This window comes from Rhodococcus sp. 1163 (assembly GCF_002091985.1).
Taxonomy (GTDB): domain Bacteria; phylum Actinomycetota; class Actinomycetes; order Mycobacteriales; family Mycobacteriaceae; genus Rhodococcoides.
The window spans coordinates 243,820-263,740 of the sequence record NZ_MKKX01000020.1 but is presented as its reverse complement, the minus strand read 5'-3'; the positions used below and the strand labels follow the sequence as shown (position 1 = coordinate 263,740).

The following is a 19,921-nucleotide window of genomic DNA, read 5'->3' as shown; positions in this document are numbered from 1 at the left end:
ACCGTGCCACTCACGGCGGCTCAGAGGCGTCCGGTCACCCAACCCACGAGTCCGGGCATAGCCGCCTCGATCTGCTCACGAATCTCGACGAACGCATCGTCGGAGGAGTAATAAGGGTCTGCGACGGACTGCGAATTCGCATCCTCGTCGAACGATCGCAACAGGCAGATTCGCTCTGCGGGTGCCCCGAGTTGAAGAAGCGCCTCGGTGTGGCCGGTGTCCAAGGCGACGATGAGATCGGCCGTCAGATGGTCGTCTCCGACCTGAGCGGCCTCATGATCGCTCTCGTAGCCATGCGCTTGCAGCTCGGCGACTGTTCGCGGATCCGCCCCTTCGCCCTCGTGCCAGCCGTCGATCCCTGCACTGGACACCCGGACGGATTCTTCGAGTCCCGCCTCCCGGAGATGCTCGGCGAACACCTTCTCGGCCATCGGGGACCGGCAGATGTTGCCGGTACAGACGAACGTCACATGGAGCGTGCGTCGATCGACCGCGCTATTCGGTGTTCTCATCGAGCACCTTTGCGAGCTCGTCCATCGTCGTCACGACGAACGACGCTTCATCGTCCTCGCCTTCGATGCCGTAGCCCCACTCGACGTAGACCGTCGGAATGCCGAACCGAGCCGCGCCGTGAACATCGTGGTCCCGATCACCGACCATCAGAACGCCGGAGGTTCCGCCGTCGGCCACTTCCTTGGGAATGAGACCGAGATTGCGCAGCGAATGTGCGATCACATCGGGCTTCGACCTGCGTGCACCGTCGTTACTCGCTCCACCGATGAACTCGAAGTACTCCGACAGTCCGAAGTGGTCCAGAATGCGGTGCGCGAACCGTTCCGACTTCGACGTGGCGACACCCAACCGGACGCCGCGGGCCTTCAATTCTGCCAGGACCGGCCCGATACCCTCGAAGACCGAGTTCTCGGCCCAGCCCTGCGCGTCGTAACGCTCGAAGTAGGCAGCGAGCGCCCGCTGTGCCACGTCCTCGGCAAGCCCCATCGTTCGGAACGAATCGAGCAGTGGCGGACCGATGACCAGAGCCAGCTGCTTCTCCGTCGGTTCGGGCGCTCCGACGGTGGCCAATGAATGGCGGAATCCGGCCAGAATCCCGGGTGCAGAATCGGTGAGGGTTCCATCGAGATCGAAGAGCACGACCTGGGCACGGGCAGTCGGTGGGTCGAGCTTTGTCATGACGAAAACCATATCGGTGAGGCCGCCGACTACGCTCACCGGCAATGAACGAACTCACCGAACCGGCGGCACTGTCACCTCTGCGTCATCACGGTGACGCAGAGGTCGACGACGGGATGGTCGACTTCGCAGTCAACGTCCAAGGCACCGCTCCGCCGGAGTGGCTACGGACGCGCCTCGCTGCGAGTCTCACGAAGCTGGGTGCCTATCCAACCGAGAACGCCGATCGCGCGGCCCGCGAGATGGTGGCACGACGCCACGGCCGGTCACCGGAAGAGGTCCTTCTGCTCGGCGGGGGTGCCGAAGGATTCGCCATGTTGCCGAGACTGAAGCCGCGTCTCGCTGCTGTCGTGCACCCATCGTTCACCGAGCCCGAGTGGGCGCTGCGAGAAGCCGACGTCGATACCGTGCAGGTTCTCCTGCAGGAGCCGTATCGGCTCGATCCCGCAGCCGTTCCCGACGAAGCGGACATGGTGGTGGTCGGCAATCCCACCAATCCGACCTCGGTTCTCCACGAACGCGAAGCACTGTTGGCCCTGCGAAGGCCCGGGCGGGTGCTGGTCGTGGACGAGGCATTCGCCGACGCGATAACGGGGGAGGAGCACTCGTTGGCGTCAGTGAGGCTTCCCGACGTCCTCGTGTTGAGAAGTCTGACCAAGACGTGGGCGTTGGCGGGATTGCGATGCGGTTACGCACTGGGCCACCCCGACCTGCTGGCCAGGTTGACCCGCGGCCGAGCGCACTGGCCGCTGGGCACTCTCCAGATAGAGGCGATCACCGCATGCAGCGAACCCGCAGCAGTGGGCGCGGCTGCGGCGAAGGCCGAGACTATCGCCGCCGACCGGGCATCGATGACCGACCGACTGCGAAGCCTCGGTATCGACGTCGCCCCCGACGCCCGCGCTCCTTTCCTCCTGCTTCGAATCCCCGGTGCCGCAGACCTGAGGATTCGACTACGCGCACAAGGCGTGGCAGTGCGGCGAGGCGACACCTTTCCAGGATTGACCACCGACCATCTGCGGGTGGCGGTCCGCGGGCGCGAACAAGTCGACATACTCGTCGAAGCTCTGGCCAGAGCACGTGCAGAGGGAGAATCATCATGAGCGATCAGACAGTGAAGTTGGCCGACGTGGTGGCGGTGCTCGACGCTGCATACCCTCCTCGGCTCGCCGAGAATTGGGACTCGGTCGGCCTGGTGTGCGGAGATCCATCCGATCGTGTGCGCAAGGTGATGTACACCGTCGATGCGACCGCGGACGTCGTGGACGAGGCACTCGAGTGGGGTGCCGATCTGTTGGTCGCACACCACCCGCTACTCCTGCGAGGAGTCGACACCGTCGCGGCGAATACGCCGAAAGGTGCCCTGATCCACCGCCTCGTCAAGGCGGGATGTGCGTTGTTCACCGCCCACACCAACGCCGACTCCGCAGATCCCGGCGTGTCCGACGCGTTGGCCGCGGTTCTCGGGGTCTCCGTCTCGCGTCCCATCGAGCCGATCGAAGCGCCCGCGGTCGACAAGTGGGTCGTTCTCGTTCCGAAGTCTCACAGTTCCGCCGTTCGCTCGGCATTGTTCGGCGCAGGCGCCGGTGCGATCGGCAACTACCGCGAATGCAGTTGGACCGTCGAAGGAATGGGCCAGTTTCGTCCGGAGGTCGGGGCCGATCCGGCGATCGGTGCGGTCGGCACCCTAGAGCAGGTGAGCGAGGACCGGATCGAAGTGGTTGCCCCGGCGTCGGCCCGGCAGACCGTCCTCGCCGCACTGACCGCCGTGCACCCCTACGAAGAGCCCGCATTCGACATCTTCGAGGAGGCCCGCCTGCCGACTTCGACCGGCCTCGGACGGATCGGCACGCTCGCGTCGCCGACCACGCTTCGCGAATTCAGCGAACGGGTGCGCCGTGCACTGCCGGACACAGCGTGGGGTGTGCGCACAGCCGGCGATCCCGACACCGTCGTGCAGACTGTTGCGCTGTGCGGTGGCGCGGGGGATTCGTTTCTCGACGCCGTTCGGGCATCGGGAGTCGACGTTTACCTCACATCGGATTTGCGGCACCATCCCGTCGACGAACATCTCCGCAGCGGTGGCCCTGCGGTGATCGACGTTGCGCATTGGGCGTCGGAGTACCCGTGGTGTGAGCAGGCCCGCAGCATCGTCGACGCAGCATTTGCCGAAACCGCAGGATGGGGGAGCTGCGTCAGTAGCACGAGAACCGACCCCTGGACCCTCGGTGCGGCGACGACCGCGTCGGACTAGTCCCTCGACCAACTCTTGTCCGCCGTCGGTGCGCGAGCCGGTAAGGTTCACCTGAATCAACTTCCATAGTCGCAGGAGTCATCACGCGTGAATGTCGACCCCCGAGTGCAGGCCTCACTTCTCGAACTGGCCTCAGTGGATACCGAACTGTCGCAGATCGCTCATCGGCGTAGAACGCTTCCGGAGCAGACCGAGTTCGAGAAGCTCGAGGCCGAGCGAGTCTCACGTCGAGACGCTGCCGTCGCAGTGCAGATGTCGATGGACGATCTCGACCGCGATATCAAGAAACTCGAAAACGAAGTCGACGCTGTCCGTCAGCGCGAAGACCGTGACCGAAAGATGCTCGACAGCGGAACGATCGCACCCAAGCAAATGTCGGAATTGCAGCACGAGCTCGCCAGCCTCGAACGCCGTCAGGGCCTGTTGGAAGAAGAGCTTCTCGAGGTCATGGAACGTCGTGAGGCGTCCCAGACCGACTACAACCATGCCGGCGCGCAGGTGACGCAGATCGAGGACGAACTCATCGATTCGGGTCGGCGCCGCGATGATGCAGTAGCGGACATCGACGCCGCCGAGCAACGCGCGACTGCCCGCCGAACCGAACTCGCGTCAGGCCTCCCCGAAGATCTGATGGCGATCTACGAGAAGCAACGCGCGCTGTCCGGCCGCGGTGCCGCTCTACTTCAGGCTCGCCGTTGCGGCGCGTGCCGAATCGAGCTGGACCGCGGGGAGATCTCGCGAATCGCCGCCGCGCCGGCCGACAAACTCGTCCGATGCTCGGAGTGCAACGCCATTCTCGTGCGGACGAAAGAGTCCGGAATTTGAGTTCCGCAGCACACAGTTCCGCAGCCCACACCCGAGTGATCGTGGAAGCTGACGGTGGCTCTCGGGGAAATCCGGGACCAGCTGGATACGGTGCGGTCGTGTTGTCCCCGGATCGCTCCGAGGTTCTGGCCGAACGTCGCCTTGCGCTCGGCATCGCGACCAACAATGTGGCCGAGTATCGCGGCCTCATCGCCGGTCTGACTGCAGCCGCTGACGTCGGCGCCCGTGAGGTCGACGTACGGATGGACTCGAAGCTCGTCGTCGAGCAAATGGCGGGTCGGTGGAAGGTCAAGCATCCGGACATGATTCCGCTCAATCGCGAGGCGGCTGCTCTGGTCCACGGCTTCGATCGAGTGTCGTATCAATGGATTCCACGTGCCGAGAACTCCCATGCGGATCGTCTTGCGAACGAGGCGATGGACGCTGCCGCGGGTAAGAATCGCGAGCCTGCCGTGCACGTGGCCGACAGGCCGACAGCGCCGGTGGCCGAGAAGTCGGCTGCTCCGACTGCCGACAAGTCGGCTGGACCAGGATGGACCGGTGCCGTCGGTGCACCGACGCGTTTGCTGCTGCTGCGTCACGGTCAGACACCGTTGTCCGTCGAACGCCGATACTCCGGGCGCGGAAACCCGGTTCTCACCGAACTGGGTGCGCGGCAGGCAACGGCCGCCGCGGCGTATCTTGCGCAGCGTGACGACATTGCCGCGATCGTCGCCTCGCCGCTGGCCAGAGCGCAACAGACGGCAGGCGCCCTCGCCGCCAAGATGGGGCTTCCCGTCTCGACTCTGGATGAGCTGACCGAGACGGATTTCGGCGCTTGGGAGGGCCTGACCTTCAAGGAGGCGGGCGAGAATCATCCGGATGTGCATCGGAAGTGGCTCGGGGATACATCGGTAGCACCGCCGGGCGGCGAGAGTTTCGACGTCGTTCGCGACAGAGTCCAGTCAGCACGGGAGAAACTGATTTCCGCGCATGCGGGATCCACCGTCGTAGTGGTCACACACGTGACGCCGATCAAGATGTTGCTGCAACTGGCGCTCGATGTCGGTCCCTCGATCCTCTACCGACTGCACCTCGATCTGGCCTCCCTGAGCATCGCGGAGTTCTACCCGGACGGCGGGGCATCGGTACGACTGGTCAATGAGACGTCCTACTTACACACCTAGCACCAGCCAGAGCGCGGCCGTCGAACCGAGAATGGTCAGCGGAGTCGTGATGAGGCCGAGCGTGGTGAAGGTTCGCAGGTCTGCGGGCTCGTGGTTGGCGGCCCCCACTCGACGCCACAACATGATGGCCAGCGATCCGACGTAGGTCAGGTTGGGTCCGAGATTCACCCCGATGATCATGGCGAGCAGTAGACCGGGCGACGCCGATGGGCCGAACGCCGCCAACAACATCAGCGTCGCGGGCAGGTTGTTGACTACGTTGGCCGCGACGGCAGCGATAGCGGCCGCCGAGAGCAGGCCGAAGAACGTGGTGTCGGTCGGGAGGATGTCGCCGAGCCATCGGCCGATGGGGCCCGAAGTGACGCCTTCGACGACGATGCCCAGCAACAGCACGAATCCGCAGAACTTCAGATCCGCTGCCCGCAGGATTCGACGGGGAACGGTGAACCCACCGCGTAATGCCGGTACAGCGAGGACGAGCGATCCGGCCGCTGCTACCCAGAACGGTTCGACACCGAAAAATCCGGACACGCCGAAACCCACGAGAGTGATCCCCAGGACGACGATCGTGCCGATCGGCGCAGCCACATCGGGAGTCGGGTTAGCTGCCTCCCTGCTTACCACTGGCTCTGCGCTCATCAAGTCCTTGCGAAAGAACACCCAGAACACAGCACCTTCGATGACGATCGCCACAATCCACGGCAACGCCATCAACGCGGCGAAATGTGCGAACGTCAACCCCGTCGCCGAGAACACCAGCAAGTTCGTCAGATTGGACACCGGCAGAAGTGTCGACGCCGAATTGGACAGGTGCGCAGTGGCATAACTGTGCGGACGAGCAGGCATCCGCAGCGCCCGTGCCGCACCGATGACCGCAGGTGTCAGAAGTACCACCGTCGCGTCGAGGCTCAATACTGCCGTGGTGACTGCAGCAGCGAGGAAGACCGACAGGAGGAGTCGGTGTGGGCTTCCCTTCGCGGATCGCGCCATGACCGATGCGACCCAGGCGAACAATCCCAGTGCGTCCGCCAGATGAGCCAGTACGAGAATGAAAGCCAGGAATACGACCGTCGGCAGTAGCACGAGAATCTGCTCGCGTGCGTCATCCACGGTCACCAGTCCCAGCAGGAGCGTCAGAACGGCGGCAGGGATCGCGACCGTGATCTCCGGTAGGGAACGTGGTGCGAAGATCGCGAAGATCAGCACTGCGGCAACCAGTGCCGCAGCGACCACGCTCACGCCAGCATCTTGACGAGCGTCCGCAGATTACGAGTAGTGGTGGTCGGCTTGTACTTTGCCTTGGCCATGAACTTCCCGACGCGACTGTCCGTGGTGTGGCCCCGCACCACTTCCCAGTACACGACGCGGTGGCCCGGGGCGAGTGATTCCAGCTCGGGGTCGAGAGTGTCTGCTATACCTGCGACTTCGCGCAGAGGGTCGGCATCGTTGCCGAAGATGACGTAAGGATGCCAACCGTCACGTTCGGCGTCGAACGGGTAGCTCTCGACGATCGACTTCAATGACGGCTCGTCCAGGACGATCACCCACGCCTCGTATCCGAAGGTCGCCGACAGAACCTTCTCGACGGACTTCTTCACTTCGGGCGCAGTGAGCGTGCTTTCGAGCACAACGTTGCCAGTCGCGAGGATTGTTCGAACGTCGTCGAATCCCGCGGAGGTCAAGGCTGCGCGCAGTTCGACCATCTTGATGTTGATGCCACCTACGTTGATTCCACGCAGAAGGACGACGTGCTTCATGAGTGAAACTGTAGTTCGGAGCGAGGACACAGTAGAGTTCATCTCGCGAACGAGTCGGTTGGACGGCTGCGGCTCGGAGGACTGGCAGAGCGATTCTGCCAAGCTCCAGGCCGAGGAAAGTCCGGACTCCACAGAGCAGGGCGGTTGCTAACGGCAACCCGAGGTGACTCGCGGGAAAGTGCCACAGAAAATAGACCGCCCGCGTCGAACACATCTCCTTCGGGAGATTTCGACACGGGTCAGGGTGAAACGGTGCGGTAAGAGCGCACCAGCACCCCAGGTGACTGGGGTGGCTAGGTAAACCCCGCCCGGAGCAAGGTCGAAGGCCGTACCTTCTAGCGAAGGTTCGGCTGCGCAGGTGCTCGAGGGCTGCTCGCCCGAGCCTGCGGGTGGACTGCTCGAGGTACCCGGCGACGGTGTGCCCAGATGGATGGTCGTCGGTCCTTTCCTCGCCTCGGCGAGGGTAAGGATCACAGGATCCGGCTTATATACCGACTCGTTCGCACTCGTCGGGAGTGGAGCCTGCGGAATGACCCGGATTTTCGAGGTGCCGGAGTCTTAGGCTGAGCCGGCTTCTTCGGGCAGACTGTGAACATGAGTAATGACGATGACGCCTGGTTCTACGACATCCGCACCAAGACCGTGGCTCAGGGCAAGGAATCCGGTGCACTGGACCGGATGGGGCCCTACCCGGACCGCCAGACCGCCGAGCGCGCTTTGACGATCGCGGCCGAGCGAAACAAGGCTGCGGACAAGGCTGACGACGACTGGAAGAACTGACCGGTGTTTCTGACCCGGCTGACGGCACCGGCGTTCGATTTTCGTGCGATCAGATCCGAGTTTCGCCTCCACGACGAGTTTTCCGTAGGCGCTCTCGCGGAGGCTCGGTCGGCTAGGGATCGTTTCGTCGGTGACCGCGTCGATCGCACGGACATCCCGCTGGTGACCATCGACCCGCCCGGGTCGATGGATCTCGATCAGGCTGTACATATCGAGACATTGCCGACGGGTTTCGTGCTTCACTATGCGATCGCCGATGTCGGAGCACTTGTCGTTCCCGGCGGAGCGCTGGATGTTCAGACGCGTGAACGTGGACAGACGTTCTATCTCCCGGACGGTTCGGTTCCGCTTCATCCACGGGTCCTTTCGGAGGGTTCGGCGAGCTTGTTGCCGAACGAGACTCGGCCGGCAGCGCTGTGGAGAATCGAGCTGGACGAATTCGGTGAGCCGACGTCGTGGACGGTGACCAGAGCATCGGTCCGGTCGATTGCGCGACTGGACTACGCCGGCGTGCAGTCCGGATTCGATGCCGGGAGTCCGCATCCGTCGATTGCATGTCTGGACGAGTTCGGGCGGCTGCGAGCGGAATCCTCGATTCGGCGGGGTGCGGTCGACATCACGCTGCCCGAACAGGAAGTGGTTCCCGACGGCGACTCGTGGCGAATCCATCTTCAGGCCAGAACCTCGGTAGACGGCTGGAACGCCGAAGTGTCCTTGTTGACCGGGATGTGTGCCGCGCGGATCATGCTCGGCGCCGACATCGGCTTGCTGCGCACACTTCCGCCTGCAACCGACACGGCGTTGGCAACGTTGCATTCTACCGCCTCGATGCTCGGAATCGATTGGCCGGACGGCGTATCGGCCGGCGCAGTGCTCGCTGCTCTCCCGGCCGATGCGCCCGAAACGTTGGCAATGATGACGCAGGCGACAGGGCTGCTTCGCGGCGCCGACTACGCGGCGTTCGACGGCGCGGCGCCGAAACACACCGAGCACTCCGGCATCGCAGCGCCGTACGCGCACGTCACGGCACCGCTTCGTCGACTGTCGGACAGGTTCTCCACCGAGGTGTGTTTGGCGGTTGTTGCGGGAACGGAGGTACCGGAGTGGGCCGCAAGCGCGCTCCCTGAACTTCCGGCGACCATGCGGAAGTCCGATTCCGTTGCGTCCAAGGTGGATCGGGCGTGTATCGATCTCGCCGAAGCGGCCATTCTCGCAGGCCGCGTCGGTGAACGGTTCGGTGCGTTGGTGCTTCGCGGGGCCGAAGATAAGCGCGAGGCCGAAGTCTTCGTTCACGACCCGATCGTCATCAGCAGATGCGCAGGTAATCCACCCGAAGGAGAGAAGGTGACGGTGCGGCTCACCGTCGCCGACACCGACTCCCGTCGAATCGGCTTCGCCTACGAATCGGGCAGTGACGCGAACTGATCGGTGGCCTCGATCAGATGGTGGACTATGCCAGGCTCGGCGGCCGAGTGGCCGGCGTCGTCGACCATCACGAGTTCGGCACCGGGCCAGGCCTTGTGGAGTTCCCACGCGCTTGTCGCGGGGCACACGACGTCGTACCGTCCCTGGACGATGATTCCGTCGATGCCTTCCAGCTTGTGCGCGTCGTCGAGCACTTGGTTGTCCCGAAGGAACCCCGCGTTGCGGAAGTAGTGATTTTCGATTCCCGCAAACGCGAGTGCGAATCGTGAATCCTGGTTCTGCGCAATCTGATCCGGCCGAGGAATGAGATAGCTGGTGGAGGCTTCCCACTCCGACCAGGCGACCGCGGCCGAGGTCGCGATATCACGATCGTCGGAAGTCAGCAGGCGGTGGTAGGCCTCGACCAGGTCCCCGTCGCGTTCGTTCTTCGGGATCGGAGCGAGGAACTTGTCCCACTGCTCCGGAAAGATATGTCCCGCACCGCCGTTGTAGTACCAGTCGATCTCACTGCGTCGAAGAAGAAAGATTCCTCGGAGGATCACACCGCTGACGCGTTCGGTATGCGTTTGTGCGTACACGAGCGAGAGAGTCGAACCCCAGGAACCACCGAACACGAGCCATCGTTCGATGACGAGATGCGTTCGCAACTTTTCCATGTCGGCGACGAGTCGATCGGTCGTGTTCACCGCCAGATCTCCGCCGTCGGCGATGTGCGGCTGGGAACGCCCGCACCCCCGCTGATCGAACAGGACGATGCGATACACAGTGGGGTCGAAATAACGGCGCTGCATCGGACCAGTTCCGCCGCCCGGCCCACCATGAACGAACACAACTGGCTTCCCCGCTGGGTTACCGCTGACCTCCCAGTAGATGTGCTGGGCGTCGCCTACGTCGAGGAGGCCGCCGTCGAACGGTTCGATCGGCGGATACAGCTCTCGCAGTGATGTCGACGTCACGCGTCAGAACCCGACGAGACCGGAGGCGAGATCAGGAATCTCGAGCGACCGCATAGCTTCTGCACGGGCATCCGGGCATGTAGCGATGGTCACCTCGTCGACGATCGAGCGGTTCTGCACAACCTGAAGATTGATGGTGCCGCTCTGCGCCGCCCAGGTCTGGACGACGATATTGAGACCGCCACGTCCGATTGTCGGGCCTTGAATTCTCCATTCCTGCAGCTGCGCATCGAGATCGCTGCACAGCTGCTGGCTCTGCTGCTCGGTGATTCCGGCTGCCCCAGAGGGGGAGGTGGCCGTGGTGGGTGTGTCCGTTGCGGTCGGGGTCGACGACGAACCGGTGGTCGTCGAATCCGTGCCGCAAGCGCCGGTAGCAGCGAAAACTGCTACCGCGCCCGCGACAGAAACGACGACTCGGGTCATTCGACGAAACCTGGACTGGGCCTTTGTAGCTGAGTTCATGGCAACGAGTGTGCCATCTCGATCGGCTCCAGTAATCAGCTCACGCCACCGGAGGTGACTCAGTAGCTGTGTTCGGGTCCCGGGAAGACACCGGAGCGCACCTCGGACAGATACGACGAGGCCGCAGATCGGAGTTCGTCTCCGACATGGCCGAACTTCTTGACGAACTTCGCCGTCTTTCCATTGGTGTAACCGGCCATGTCCTGCCACACGAGAACTTGTGCGTCACACTCGTTACCCGCGCCGATTCCGACTGTGGGGATGGTCAACTTGCGGGACACCTGACCGGCGATGTCGGCCGGAACCATCTCCATGACGACGGAGAACGCACCTGCCTCTTGGACGGCGATGGCGTCGGCGACCAATGTGTCTGCGGCATCGCCGCGGCCTTGAACCCGGAATCCGCCGAGGCCGTTCACGCTTTGCGGGGTGAATCCGATGTGTGCCATGACCGGGATACCCGCGGCAGTGATGGCAGCGATCTGATCTGCGACGCGCTCTCCGCCTTCGAGCTTGACGGCGTTGGCGAGTCCTTCCTTCATGAATCTGGTGGCTGTGGCCAGTGCCTGTTGCGCGGAGGACTCGTAGCTGCCGAAGGGGAGATCTGCGACGACGAGTGCGTTGGGGGCTCCACGCACGACCCCGCGAACGAGGGGGAGGAGTTCGTCGATGGTGATGGGAACGGTGGTGTCGTAGCCGTAGACGACGTTGGCTGCGGAGTCACCGACCAGCAGAACCGGAATGCCCGCCTCCTCGAAGATGCGAGCGCTGGAGTAGTCGTAAGCGGTGAGCATTGCCCAGCGCTCACCCTCGGCCTTCATTTGCAGAAGATGGTGTGTGCGGGTCTTGCGAGTGAGACCGGATGCGGATGCGTCGGATCCACCGTAAATCGTGTTGTCGGACATCTTTGTCCCTTTCGGTTCCTCGAGGCCCGATTTCGGGTCCCCGGGATGGGGTTGATGACGCCCCCAGTCTGCCACCTGCGCCTACTCGACCGAAGGGCAGTCGGCAGTGCAATCCGTCACACCGTAAGGCTCGGGCCACGGGTCGTGCAGGTAAGCGCGCGGTTCGTCGCTGTCCTACGTGAGCAGCGCACACGCGAAGTTCTGGCACCATCGTGGGAATGAGAACGAGTCGCACTCCGCTGGTCCGGATGGTAGCCCTGGGTGCGGCGGGATTGATGGCCGCGGCGGGATGTGCGCAGGGCTCGACAACCGAGGGCACCCCGGAAGCAGAGGGGCTTTCATCGTCCGACGAATCCTTCGAGCCCGGGGCCGGAATCGTCCCCGACGGCCTCGCCGAGTTCTACACCCAGTCGCTCGAGTGGGGGCCCTGCGATTCCTACGACACCGACGGAACGGGTTTTCGTAGCGATATGGAATGCGCGAAGGTCACAGTGCCACTGGACTACGAGGAGCCGTCGGGAGAGAAGGCCGAGATCGCCATTTCGCGGACGCAGGCGAGTGGGGACAAGATCGGCTCGATCCTGTTCAACCCAGGTGGTCCGGGGGCGTCAGGGCTGTACATGTCCACGCAGGCGGACGGGTCGGAGTTATCCGAACGCTTCGATCGAATCGGTTTCGACCCTCGCGGAATCGGTGCATCGACTCCGGCCGTGCGGTGCCTGACTACGCAAGAGATCGAAGAGGAGCGACGCGAGCCGGATGTCGACGTTTCGCCGGCGGGTATTGCGAAATCGGAAGCGGAGCATCAGGACTACGCCTCCAAATGTGCAGCGCGGAGCGGCAAGGATCTTCTCGAGCACGTGGGAACACGCGAGGTGGTCCAGGACATGGACGTGATCAGGTCGGTGCTGGGGGACGCGAAACTCACCTACGTCGGTTACTCGTACGGCACCCGGATCGGCACCGCATATGCCGAGGCGTTCCCCGACAACGTGCGGGCGATGGTGCTCGACGGTGCACTCGATCCAGAGCAGAGTCCCGTCGACGAAGCTGTCGAGCAGGGGGCGGCGTTCCAGGGCGCATTCGACGGTTTCGCCGCTGACTGTGCACAATCGACGTCCTGCCCGCTCGGCACCGACGTCGCCGACGCGAATCGGCAGTTCCGTGCCCTCGTCGACCCGCTCGTCGAGCGTCCCGCCGAGACGACGGACCCGCGTGGCCTGAGCTACGACGACGCGCTGACGGGGACCCAGCAGGCGCTGTACTCCGAAAGCCTGTGGCGGCTTCTTCGAGCAGGCCTGAGCGAACTCCGGGACGGCCGCGGTGACACGCTCCTCCGATTGGCCGACAGCTACAGCGGACGGCTCGAGGACGGGTCGTACTCGAATCTCGACGACGCCTTCAATGCAATTCGGTGCGTCGATGATCCGCCGGTCGTCGACCGAGCCGAGGCCGACGAGGCCGACACGCGGTATCGACAGGCCGCCCCGTTCCTCGACGACGGCCGCGGGACCGGAAACGCTCCTCTCGACCTGTGCGCATACTGGCCGGTGCCGAATGCCGGAAGTCCGCACACGATCTCGGCGGCGGGGCTACCGAAGCTCGTGGTCGTGTCCACGACTTTCGACCCGGCCACGCCGTACCAGGCAGGGGTCGATCTTGCCCGCCAGCTCGGCGCGGACCTGGTCACCTACGAAGGGACTCAACATACGGTCGCCTTCTCCGGCGAGGAATGCGTCGACGATCCGTTGATCGATTATCTCGTCGATCTGGTTCCCACCGGCAACGATCTAGTGTGCTGAGACCAGCTTCACGTCGCCGCTGTGGCCGCTGAGAAGCGTCCGACGTGAGACCGAGATCACGATGTAACACAGATTTAACGCGGTTTGCTTAGTCTCGCGGATATGGATCGCCAAAAGGAATTCGTGCTTCGGACCCTGGAGGAGCGCGACATCCGCTTCGTCCGCCTATGGTTCACCGATGTTCTTGGCTATCTGAAATCGGTCGCCATCGCCCCGGCGGAACTCGAAGGTGCCTTCGACGAAGGCATCGGCTTCGACGGAAGCGCTATCGAGGGATTCGCTCGCGTCTCCGAAGCGGATACCGTGGCCAAGCCCGATCCGTCGACTTTTCAGATCCTGCCCTGGTCGAGCAGCAAGGGGCACCAGCATTCGGCCCGCATGTTCTGCGACATCGCGATGCCCGACGGCTCACCGTCCTGGGCCGATTCGCGCCACGTGCTGCGGCGCCAGTTGAGCAAGGCCGCAGACCTCGGGTTCAGCTGCTACGTGCATCCGGAGATCGAGTTCTTCCTGCTCAAGGACTCGCCAGAGGATGGATCGCCACCCACGCCCGCCGACAACGGTGGGTATTTCGATCAGGCCGTGCACGACTCGGCGCCGAACTTTCGCCGTCACGCCATCGATGCGCTCGAGTCGATGGGTATCTCGGTCGAGTTCAGCCATCACGAGGCTGCGCCCGGTCAGCAGGAAATCGACCTCCGCTACGCCGACGCACTGTCGATGGCCGACAACATCATGACCTTCCGATACCTGGTCAAGGAAGTTGCCATCGCCGAGGGCGTCCGCGCGACGTTCATGCCCAAGCCGTTCAGTGATCAGGCCGGCTCGGCGATGCACACGCACATGAGCCTGTTCGAGGGCGACACCAACGCATTCCACAATCCCGACGACCCGATGCAGCTCTCGGAGACCGGCAAGTCGTTCATCGCCGGAATCCTCGAACATGCCAACGAGATCAGCGCCGTCACCAACCAGTGGGTCAACTCTTACAAGCGGTTGATCCGCGGTGGAGAAGCACCGACGGCAGCGTCTTGGGGACCGTCCAACCGCTCGGCCCTCATTCGGGTTCCGATGTACACCCCGAACAAGGCGTCCTCGCGTCGCGTCGAGATCCGCAGCCCCGACTCCGCCTGCAACCCCTACCTTGCCTTCGCAGTCCTGCTCGCTGCCGGTCTACGTGGCATCGAAAAGGGCTACACGTTGCCACCAGAGGCCGAAGAGGACGTGTGGGCGTTGACATCCGCCGAGCGTCGCGCCATGGGATACAAGGAACTCCCAGGCAATCTCGATCAGGCTCTGAACGCTATGGAAGGCTCCGAGCTCGTCGCCGAGGCCCTCGGCGAGCATGTCTTCGACTTCTTCCTGCGCAACAAGCGTCGGGAGTGGGAGGAATACCGCTCGCATGTCACGCCGTACGAGCTGAAGGCCTACTTGGGATTGTGATCTGCGCACTGTCATCGGATGCCGGTGGAATGGGTTAGATTTTACTTCGTTCGAGTAAGAGCTAGTTCCCGCCCGCGGTGAGGTGAACCTGTGTTACGCCAGAGTCGAGGTGTTCGCTGATGGTGCGTCCACCCACATCACGTTCGATCGTCCCAGGGCCAGGACGTCTCGGTCTGGTCGAGGCCACTGCGCCCGCTGATCTACAGAAGCTCGGGTGGGTCGACGAGAACAGTCTCGAACTGCTGTGGTCGTTGTCGCGTGCAGCCAACGCGGATCTCGCGCTGCGGACACTGACGAGGCTGCAGGATTTGCTCGGCGACGGCTTCTCCGAAGTCGACCAGGCCTTGCGTTCGGACAAGGGCCTTCGCGGTCGATTGTTGGGTCTCTGCGGTGCCTCGAGCGCGCTTGCCGATCACCTTGTTTCCGATCCGGATACCTGGCGTCTGCTCAGCACACCCGAAGGCCGCGCCGTGGGTCCGTCCGCGCGAGTGGAACTACCCAGCAAGCAGCAGCTCACCGACGAACTCCTGGCCGCTGTCGACGCAGTGCCCGAGACCGGTCCGAATGCCTCACCGGAGTTGTACCGGGCGGGTCTTACCGGACCCGATGCCGTTGTCGCACTGCGTAAAACCTACCGTGACCAAGTGATGGTTCTCGCCGCGGCGGATCTCGCTGCCACCGTGGAGAACGAGCCCGTCGTGCCGTACCAGCTCGTGGGAAATCAGCTCTCCGACATGGCGGACGCCGCCTTGACCGCAGCGCTGGCTGTCGCCGTCGCGACAGTCTGCCCGGACGATCCGATGCCGACCCGACTCGCCGTGATCGCAATGGGCAAATGCGGTGCGCGAGAGCTCAATTACGTCTCCGACGTCGACGTCGTATTCGTGGCCGAACCTGCGGATGCGGTTTCCAGTCGGATCGCGGGCGAAATGATGCGGATCGGCTCCTCGGCGTTCTTCGAGGTCGATGCAGCGCTTCGACCGGAGGGGAAGCGTGGCGAACTGGTCCGCACCCTCGATTCGCATGTCGCCTACTACAAGCGGTGGGCCAAGACGTGGGAGTTCCAGGCTCTGCTCAAAGCACGTCCGATGACCGGGAACCTCGAGCTCGGTCACAGCTACGTCGCCGCACTCAACCCGATGGTGTGGTTGGCCTCGCAGCGAGAGGATTTCGTTCCCGAGGTCCGCGCGATGCGCCGTCGCGTCGAGGAGATGGTCCCACCCGAGCTCCGTGAACGCGAGATCAAACTGGGTCGCGGAAGCCTGCGGGATGTCGAATTCGCAGTACAGCTGCTGCAACTCGTCCACGGCCGTACCGACGAAACTCTCCGAGTTCTCGGCACTGTGGACGCCCTGGTCGCGCTCAGCGACGGGGGATACGTTGGGCGCGACGACGCCGCGAACCTGACCGCGTCCTACGAATTCCTGCGACTACTCGAACACCGTCTGCAGCTTCAGCGGATGAAGCGAACCCACACGCTTCCACCACCGGACGACGAGGAAGCGCTGCGCTGGCTCGCCCGAGCAGCGCATATGCGCCCCGACGGCAATCGTGACGCACTCGGAGTGCTGACTGCCGAGATCAAACGCAACGCGCTCCGGATTCGCAGGTTGCACGCGAAACTGTTCTATCGACCCCTACTCGATTCCGTCGTACGGTTCGATTCCGACACCGTCAGGCTGACTCCGGAAGCCGCCGTGCGCCAACTCTCCGCGCTGGGATTTGCCGCGCCTCAGAACGCGATAGGGCACCTGCGCGCGCTCGTCGGTTCAGGCTCACGACGTGGCCAGATTCAAGCGGTGCTGCTGCCGACACTTCTCGAATGGCTGGCCGATACCCCGGACTCGGACGCCGGCCTACTCAACTACCGGCGGCTCTGCGAGGCCACTACGGACCAAACCTGGTTTCTGCGGATACTGCGCGACGAAGGTGCCGTCGCTCAGCGTTTGATGATCGTGCTCGGATCCTCGGCCTACGTGCCGGATCTGCTCATCAAAGCTCCCGAGGTCATCAGACTCTTCGCCGACGGACCGACCGGACCGAGGCTTCTCGACGTCGAACCCGAGGAAACGTACCGAGCGATCCTGTCGTCTTCGGGTCGGTATGACGATCCGGTTCGTGCCATCGACGCCGCGCGGGCTCTGCGTAGACACGAGCTCGCGCGGGTAGCGTCGGCCGACATCCTCGGCATGCTCGATGTGCCGCAGGTGTGCACGGCTTTGTCCTCGGTATGGGCCGCGGTGATCAACGCTGCACTGGCAGCTGCCATTCGGGCGAGCGAAGCCGAACGTGGGGAGCCTGCCCCTGCCAGCCTGGCTGTGATCGGTATGGGCCGACTCGGCGGCGGAGAACTCGGCTACGGCAGCGATGCAGATGTGTTGTTCGTATGCGAACCCGTCGAGGGCTCCGACGACAGTGTCGCCGTCAAGTGGGCCAACAGTATTGCCGATCGGATTCGTAAGTTACTCGGTGCGCCGAGTACCGACCCACCGTTGGAGGTGGACACCGGTTTGCGGCCGGAAGGCCGAAACGGGCCGGTGGTCAGGACTCTCGCGTCGTACAAGGCGTACTACGCGCAGTGGGCTCAGGCCTGGGAGGTCCAGGCGCTGCTGCGGGCCCACCAGGTTGCCGGCGATCAGGATCTCGGCATCAAGTTTCTGCTCATGGTCGACAAGATTCGATATCCGGAAGGCGGCGTCTCGCAGGAGTCCGTACGAGAAATTCGCCGCATCAAGGCACGAATCGACTCCGAACGTCTGCCGAAGGGCGCCGACCCCGCCACCCACACCAAACTGGGTAGAGGGGGGCTCGCCGACATCGAGTGGACGGTGCAGCTCATCCAACTCAGGCATGCGCACAATGTGCCGTCCCTGCACAACACCTCGACTCTGCAAACTCTCGACGCAATCGGCGCGGCCGAGTTGATGAGCGAGACCGACGTCGAACTATTGCGCGAAGCATGGATTCTCGCAACGAAGGCACGCAACGCACTCGTACTCGTGCGCGGAAAGCCGACGGACCAACTCCCTGCACCGGGGCATGTTCTCTCCGCCGTCGCAAAGGTGGCCGGGTGGAAGAACGCCGATGCGGGGGAGTTCCTCGACAACTACCTCCGTGTGACGCGTCGAGCAAAGGCTGTGGTGGAGCGGACCTTCGGGGCCTGACCACTCCACCGTTGTTCAGCCGGTGGTGACGAAACCTTCCGAGACGAGCCAGTCGCGTGCGACGTCGGCGGGCTCCTTGCCCTCGACGTCCACCTGGCGGTTCAATTCGGTCATGACCTTATCGTCGAGCTTCGCGGTGATAGGCGCCATGACTTCCTGCACCTCGGGATGGGCATCGGCGAAGTCCTTCTTCATGATCAGTGACGGGTTGTACTTGGGAAAGAACGCTCGATCGTCTTCGAGTAGAACGAGATCGAGCGCGATGATGCGTCCGTCGGTAGTGAACACCTCACCGAACTTGCACTGAGTTCCGTCGGCGGTGGCCTGATAGATGATTCCGGTCTGGAGAATCTGCCGAGGCGCAAGATTCGGATCGAACTCGTACTTTGCGGCCATGCCGGGGTAGCCGTCCTGACGAACGTTGAACTCGGTTTCGACGCAGGTCGTGGCCGCGGACGGGTTGGTTCGAACAAGGTTGGCGTAGTCCGACAGCGTCTTGACACCCGTTTCTGCCGCGGTCTGCTTGTTCATCGCAAGCGCGTAGGTGTTGTTCATCGGGGCGGGAGGTTCCCACACCATGTCGTTTGCCGCGAGGTCGGCATCGCGCACCGCTTCGTACTGCTCGGTCGAGTCGGGTAGTGGTGTCTCGTTGCCGAGGTAGTTGATCCACCCGGTGCCGGTGTACTCGTATGTGAGATCGATCTGGCCGTTCAACTGGGCGTCACGTGTGCTGTTGGAGCCCTGAATGTTGGTCAGATCCCGAACCTCTGCACCGGCGGCGGCCATTGCGAACTCGATTATGTAGCCGAGCGTGATTTGTTCGGTGAAGTCCTTGGAACCGACGGTCATCTTGACGCCCTCGAGTTCGGGGACCGGCTGGATGCTTCCCGGACCGACCGAGAGCGGAACCGCGCCCCCGGATTCGAGTCCGCAGCCGGCCAGAAGTGCCCCCGCCATGGCGAGTGCGAATACGGTGGTCGTCTTCTTCATCGTAATCCTTTGGGGCCCAGGAACTGCTCGGCCAAGGCGCCGAGCCAATCGACGAACAGTGCCAGGGACACCGCAAGTACGGCACCGGTTACCAAGGTGACGTTGTCGCGCAACTTGTATCCGGTGTCGATGAGAATGCCGAGTCCACCTGCGCTCACGAGGAAACACAGCGTCGCTGTTCCGACCGCGAGGACCAGGGAGGTGCGTAGGCCGGCGAGAATGTACGGCACTGCCATCGGGAACTCGAGCCTTCGGAGCACTGTCAGCGAGGACATCCCTTGGCCGCGGCCGGCATCGATGAGTGTTTTGTCGACCTCCTGGTATCCCAGAATCGTATTGCGCAACACCGGAAGCAGCGAATAGAAGGCGATGGGCAGTACGCCTATCCAGAAACCTGTCTGACGCGTCGCCAGGTAGAAGAGGACCAGCAAACCGACTGCAGGTGCAGCCGCGCCGATGTTGGCGATGCCCACGAAAAATGGTGCGAGACGGGTGTATCCGGGTCGGGTGAGCAGAGTTCCGAGCGGGACGGCGATGATCACGACGATGATCACGACTGCCGCGGTGAGCAAGATGTGCTGCCATGTGAGCGTGGCGAGGTTGCTCGCAGTGATGCTGCCCTGTTGAGTCGCTGTCAGATCACGACTGAAAGCCCAGACAAGTACGCCGACAACCAGAATCAGAACGATGGCGGGTTGCACCAGCAGGCGTAGGCGATCAGCGCGTTTGACGGCATTTCGCTCCGCGGCACCTTCGTCAGGTGCCGCGTCCATCTCGGCCGCGAGGAGACTGTCCACGGAT

General features: G+C 63.3%; 18 protein-coding genes and 1 other RNA gene. 10 read left to right on the top strand and 9 right to left on the bottom strand.

Features of this window, described 5'->3' with window-relative positions; all coding sequences use genetic code 11:
• Nucleotides 1–20: 20 nt before the first annotated feature.
• Both BJD99_RS10160 and BJD99_RS10155 read right to left on the bottom strand, forming a co-directional pair.
• Nucleotides 21–512 (bottom strand): low molecular weight protein-tyrosine-phosphatase, encoded by a 492-nt coding sequence (locus tag BJD99_RS10160; RefSeq protein ID WP_179142271.1) that lies wholly within the window; start codon nucleotides 510–512, stop codon nucleotides 21–23.
• A complete protein-coding gene (locus BJD99_RS10155) occupies nucleotides 496–1,191 on the bottom strand; it encodes an HAD-IA family hydrolase (RefSeq protein WP_084346790.1) in 696 nt (231 codons plus the stop codon). The genes BJD99_RS10160 and BJD99_RS10155 overlap by 17 nt, the downstream gene beginning before the upstream one ends.
• Before the next feature lie 44 nt (nucleotides 1,192–1,235).
• Here BJD99_RS10155 and cobC point away from each other — a divergent pair, with 44 nt between their 5' ends.
• The 4 genes from cobC (at nucleotide 1,236) to BJD99_RS10135 (ending at nucleotide 5,436) form a co-directional block, all read left to right on the top strand.
• Nucleotides 1,236–2,294: an Rv2231c family pyridoxal phosphate-dependent protein CobC gene (gene cobC, locus BJD99_RS10150; protein ID WP_179142270.1), complete on the top strand. Its 1,059-nt coding sequence runs from the start codon at nucleotides 1,236–1,238 to the stop codon at nucleotides 2,292–2,294.
• A complete protein-coding gene (locus BJD99_RS10145) occupies nucleotides 2,291–3,445 on the top strand; it encodes a Nif3-like dinuclear metal center hexameric protein (protein ID WP_084346677.1) in 1,155 nt (384 codons plus the stop codon). Before cobC ends, BJD99_RS10145 begins: the two co-directional genes overlap by 4 nt.
• An 87-nt stretch (nucleotides 3,446–3,532) precedes the next feature.
• Nucleotides 3,533–4,270 carry a zinc ribbon domain-containing protein gene (locus tag BJD99_RS10140; protein WP_179142269.1) on the top strand — a complete coding sequence of 246 codons (738 nt, stop codon included), beginning with the start codon at nucleotides 3,533–3,535 and terminating at the stop codon, nucleotides 4,268–4,270.
• The gene (locus BJD99_RS10135) at nucleotides 4,267–5,436 is read left to right on the top strand and encodes a bifunctional RNase H/acid phosphatase (protein ID WP_256895585.1); all 1,170 of its coding nucleotides are present in this window, start codon (nucleotides 4,267–4,269) and stop codon (nucleotides 5,434–5,436) included. Before BJD99_RS10140 ends, BJD99_RS10135 begins: the two co-directional genes overlap by 4 nt.
• Here BJD99_RS10135 and BJD99_RS10130 read toward each other — a convergent pair.
• On the bottom strand, nucleotides 5,425–6,675 hold the full coding sequence (locus tag BJD99_RS10130; protein WP_084346674.1) for an SLC13 family permease: 1,251 nt from the start codon (nucleotides 6,673–6,675) through the stop codon (nucleotides 5,425–5,427). The two genes, BJD99_RS10135 and BJD99_RS10130, sit on opposite strands and share 12 nt — an antisense overlap.
• Nucleotides 6,672–7,193, bottom strand: a complete 522-nt coding sequence (locus BJD99_RS10125; RefSeq protein WP_084346788.1) for a DUF1697 domain-containing protein — start codon at nucleotides 7,191–7,193, stop codon at nucleotides 6,672–6,674. The genes BJD99_RS10130 and BJD99_RS10125 overlap by 4 nt, the downstream gene beginning before the upstream one ends.
• Before the next feature lie 50 nt (nucleotides 7,194–7,243).
• Between BJD99_RS10125 and rnpB the strand changes: the two genes are divergently transcribed.
• The 3 genes from rnpB (at nucleotide 7,244) to BJD99_RS10110 (ending at nucleotide 9,398) form a co-directional block, all read left to right on the top strand.
• An RNA gene (gene rnpB, locus BJD99_RS10120) (RNase P RNA component class A) lies at nucleotides 7,244–7,696 on the top strand.
• A gap of 91 nt (nucleotides 7,697–7,787) precedes the next feature.
• On the top strand, nucleotides 7,788–7,973 hold the full coding sequence (locus tag BJD99_RS10115) for a hypothetical protein (RefSeq protein WP_084346673.1): 186 nt from the start codon (nucleotides 7,788–7,790) through the stop codon (nucleotides 7,971–7,973).
• A gap of 9 nt (nucleotides 7,974–7,982) precedes the next feature.
• A complete protein-coding gene (locus BJD99_RS10110) occupies nucleotides 7,983–9,398 on the top strand; it encodes an RNB domain-containing ribonuclease (protein WP_084346787.1) in 1,416 nt (471 codons plus the stop codon).
• Here BJD99_RS10110 and pip read toward each other — a convergent pair.
• The 3 genes from pip to panB are packed head-to-tail and all read right to left on the bottom strand — an operon-like array spanning nucleotide 9,371 to nucleotide 11,721.
• Nucleotides 9,371–10,354 carry a prolyl aminopeptidase gene (gene pip / locus BJD99_RS10105; RefSeq protein WP_256895584.1) on the bottom strand — a complete coding sequence of 328 codons (984 nt, stop codon included), beginning with the start codon at nucleotides 10,352–10,354 and terminating at the stop codon, nucleotides 9,371–9,373. The genes BJD99_RS10110 and pip overlap by 28 nt on opposite strands.
• A 3-nt stretch (nucleotides 10,355–10,357) precedes the next feature.
• A complete protein-coding gene (locus BJD99_RS10100; protein ID WP_256895583.1) occupies nucleotides 10,358–10,816 on the bottom strand; it encodes a hypothetical protein in 459 nt (152 codons plus the stop codon).
• Nucleotides 10,817–10,875: 59 nt separating this feature from the next.
• A complete protein-coding gene (gene panB, locus BJD99_RS10095) occupies nucleotides 10,876–11,721 on the bottom strand; it encodes a 3-methyl-2-oxobutanoate hydroxymethyltransferase (RefSeq protein WP_084346671.1) in 846 nt (281 codons plus the stop codon).
• A 218-nt stretch (nucleotides 11,722–11,939) separates the two neighbouring features.
• On the opposite strand from panB, the gene BJD99_RS10090 reads away from it, so the two are divergent.
• The 3 genes from BJD99_RS10090 (at nucleotide 11,940) to BJD99_RS10080 (ending at nucleotide 18,130) form a co-directional block, all read left to right on the top strand.
• A complete protein-coding gene (locus BJD99_RS10090) occupies nucleotides 11,940–13,523 on the top strand; it encodes an alpha/beta hydrolase (protein WP_256895582.1) in 1,584 nt (527 codons plus the stop codon).
• A gap of 102 nt (nucleotides 13,524–13,625) precedes the next feature.
• Nucleotides 13,626–14,966, top strand: a complete 1,341-nt coding sequence (glnA, locus tag BJD99_RS10085) for a type I glutamate--ammonia ligase (RefSeq protein WP_084346669.1) — start codon at nucleotides 13,626–13,628, stop codon at nucleotides 14,964–14,966.
• A 119-nt stretch (nucleotides 14,967–15,085) separates the two neighbouring features.
• The gene (locus BJD99_RS10080) at nucleotides 15,086–18,130 is read left to right on the top strand and encodes a bifunctional [glutamine synthetase] adenylyltransferase/[glutamine synthetase]-adenylyl-L-tyrosine phosphorylase (RefSeq protein WP_084346668.1); all 3,045 of its coding nucleotides are present in this window, start codon (nucleotides 15,086–15,088) and stop codon (nucleotides 18,128–18,130) included.
• Between the two features lie 15 nt (nucleotides 18,131–18,145).
• Here BJD99_RS10080 and BJD99_RS10075 read toward each other — a convergent pair whose 3' ends face one another.
• Both BJD99_RS10075 and BJD99_RS10070 read right to left on the bottom strand, forming a co-directional pair.
• A complete protein-coding gene (locus tag BJD99_RS10075; RefSeq protein WP_084346667.1) occupies nucleotides 18,146–19,120 on the bottom strand; it encodes a glycine betaine ABC transporter substrate-binding protein in 975 nt (324 codons plus the stop codon).
• On the bottom strand, nucleotides 19,117–19,893 hold the full coding sequence (locus BJD99_RS10070) for an ABC transporter permease (RefSeq protein ID WP_256895604.1): 777 nt from the start codon (nucleotides 19,891–19,893) through the stop codon (nucleotides 19,117–19,119). Before BJD99_RS10070 ends, BJD99_RS10075 begins: the two co-directional genes overlap by 4 nt.
• Nucleotides 19,894–19,921 lie beyond the last annotated feature (28 nt).

Excerpts from the sequence above, each read along its gene's own strand:
- BJD99_RS10160 (WP_179142271.1), bottom strand. The coding sequence starts at position 512 with ATGAGAACACCGAATAGCGCGGTCGATCGACGCACGCTCCATGTGACG.
- BJD99_RS10155 (WP_084346790.1), bottom strand. The coding sequence starts at position 1,191 with ATGACAAAGCTCGACCCACCGACTGCCCGTGCCCAGGTCGTGCTCTTC.
- cobC (WP_179142270.1), top strand. The coding sequence starts at position 1,236 with ATGAACGAACTCACCGAACCGGCGGCACTGTCACCTCTGCGTCATCAC.
- BJD99_RS10145 (WP_084346677.1), top strand. The coding sequence starts at position 2,291 with ATGAGCGATCAGACAGTGAAGTTGGCCGACGTGGTGGCGGTGCTCGAC.
- BJD99_RS10125 (WP_084346788.1), bottom strand. The coding sequence starts at position 7,193 with ATGAAGCACGTCGTCCTTCTGCGTGGAATCAACGTAGGTGGCATCAAC.
- BJD99_RS10115 (WP_084346673.1), top strand. The coding sequence starts at position 7,788 with ATGAGTAATGACGATGACGCCTGGTTCTACGACATCCGCACCAAGACC.
- BJD99_RS10100 (WP_256895583.1), bottom strand. The coding sequence starts at position 10,816 with ATGAACTCAGCTACAAAGGCCCAGTCCAGGTTTCGTCGAATGACCCGA.
- panB (WP_084346671.1), bottom strand. The coding sequence starts at position 11,721 with ATGTCCGACAACACGATTTACGGTGGATCCGACGCATCCGCATCCGGT.
- BJD99_RS10090 (WP_256895582.1), top strand. The coding sequence starts at position 11,940 with ATGAGAACGAGTCGCACTCCGCTGGTCCGGATGGTAGCCCTGGGTGCG.
- glnA (WP_084346669.1), top strand. The coding sequence starts at position 13,626 with ATGGATCGCCAAAAGGAATTCGTGCTTCGGACCCTGGAGGAGCGCGAC.
- BJD99_RS10080 (WP_084346668.1), top strand. The coding sequence starts at position 15,086 with ATGGTGCGTCCACCCACATCACGTTCGATCGTCCCAGGGCCAGGACGT.
- BJD99_RS10075 (WP_084346667.1), bottom strand. The coding sequence starts at position 19,120 with ATGAAGAAGACGACCACCGTATTCGCACTCGCCATGGCGGGGGCACTT.
- BJD99_RS10070 (WP_256895604.1), bottom strand. The coding sequence starts at position 19,893 with ATGGACGCGGCACCTGACGAAGGTGCCGCGGAGCGAAATGCCGTCAAA.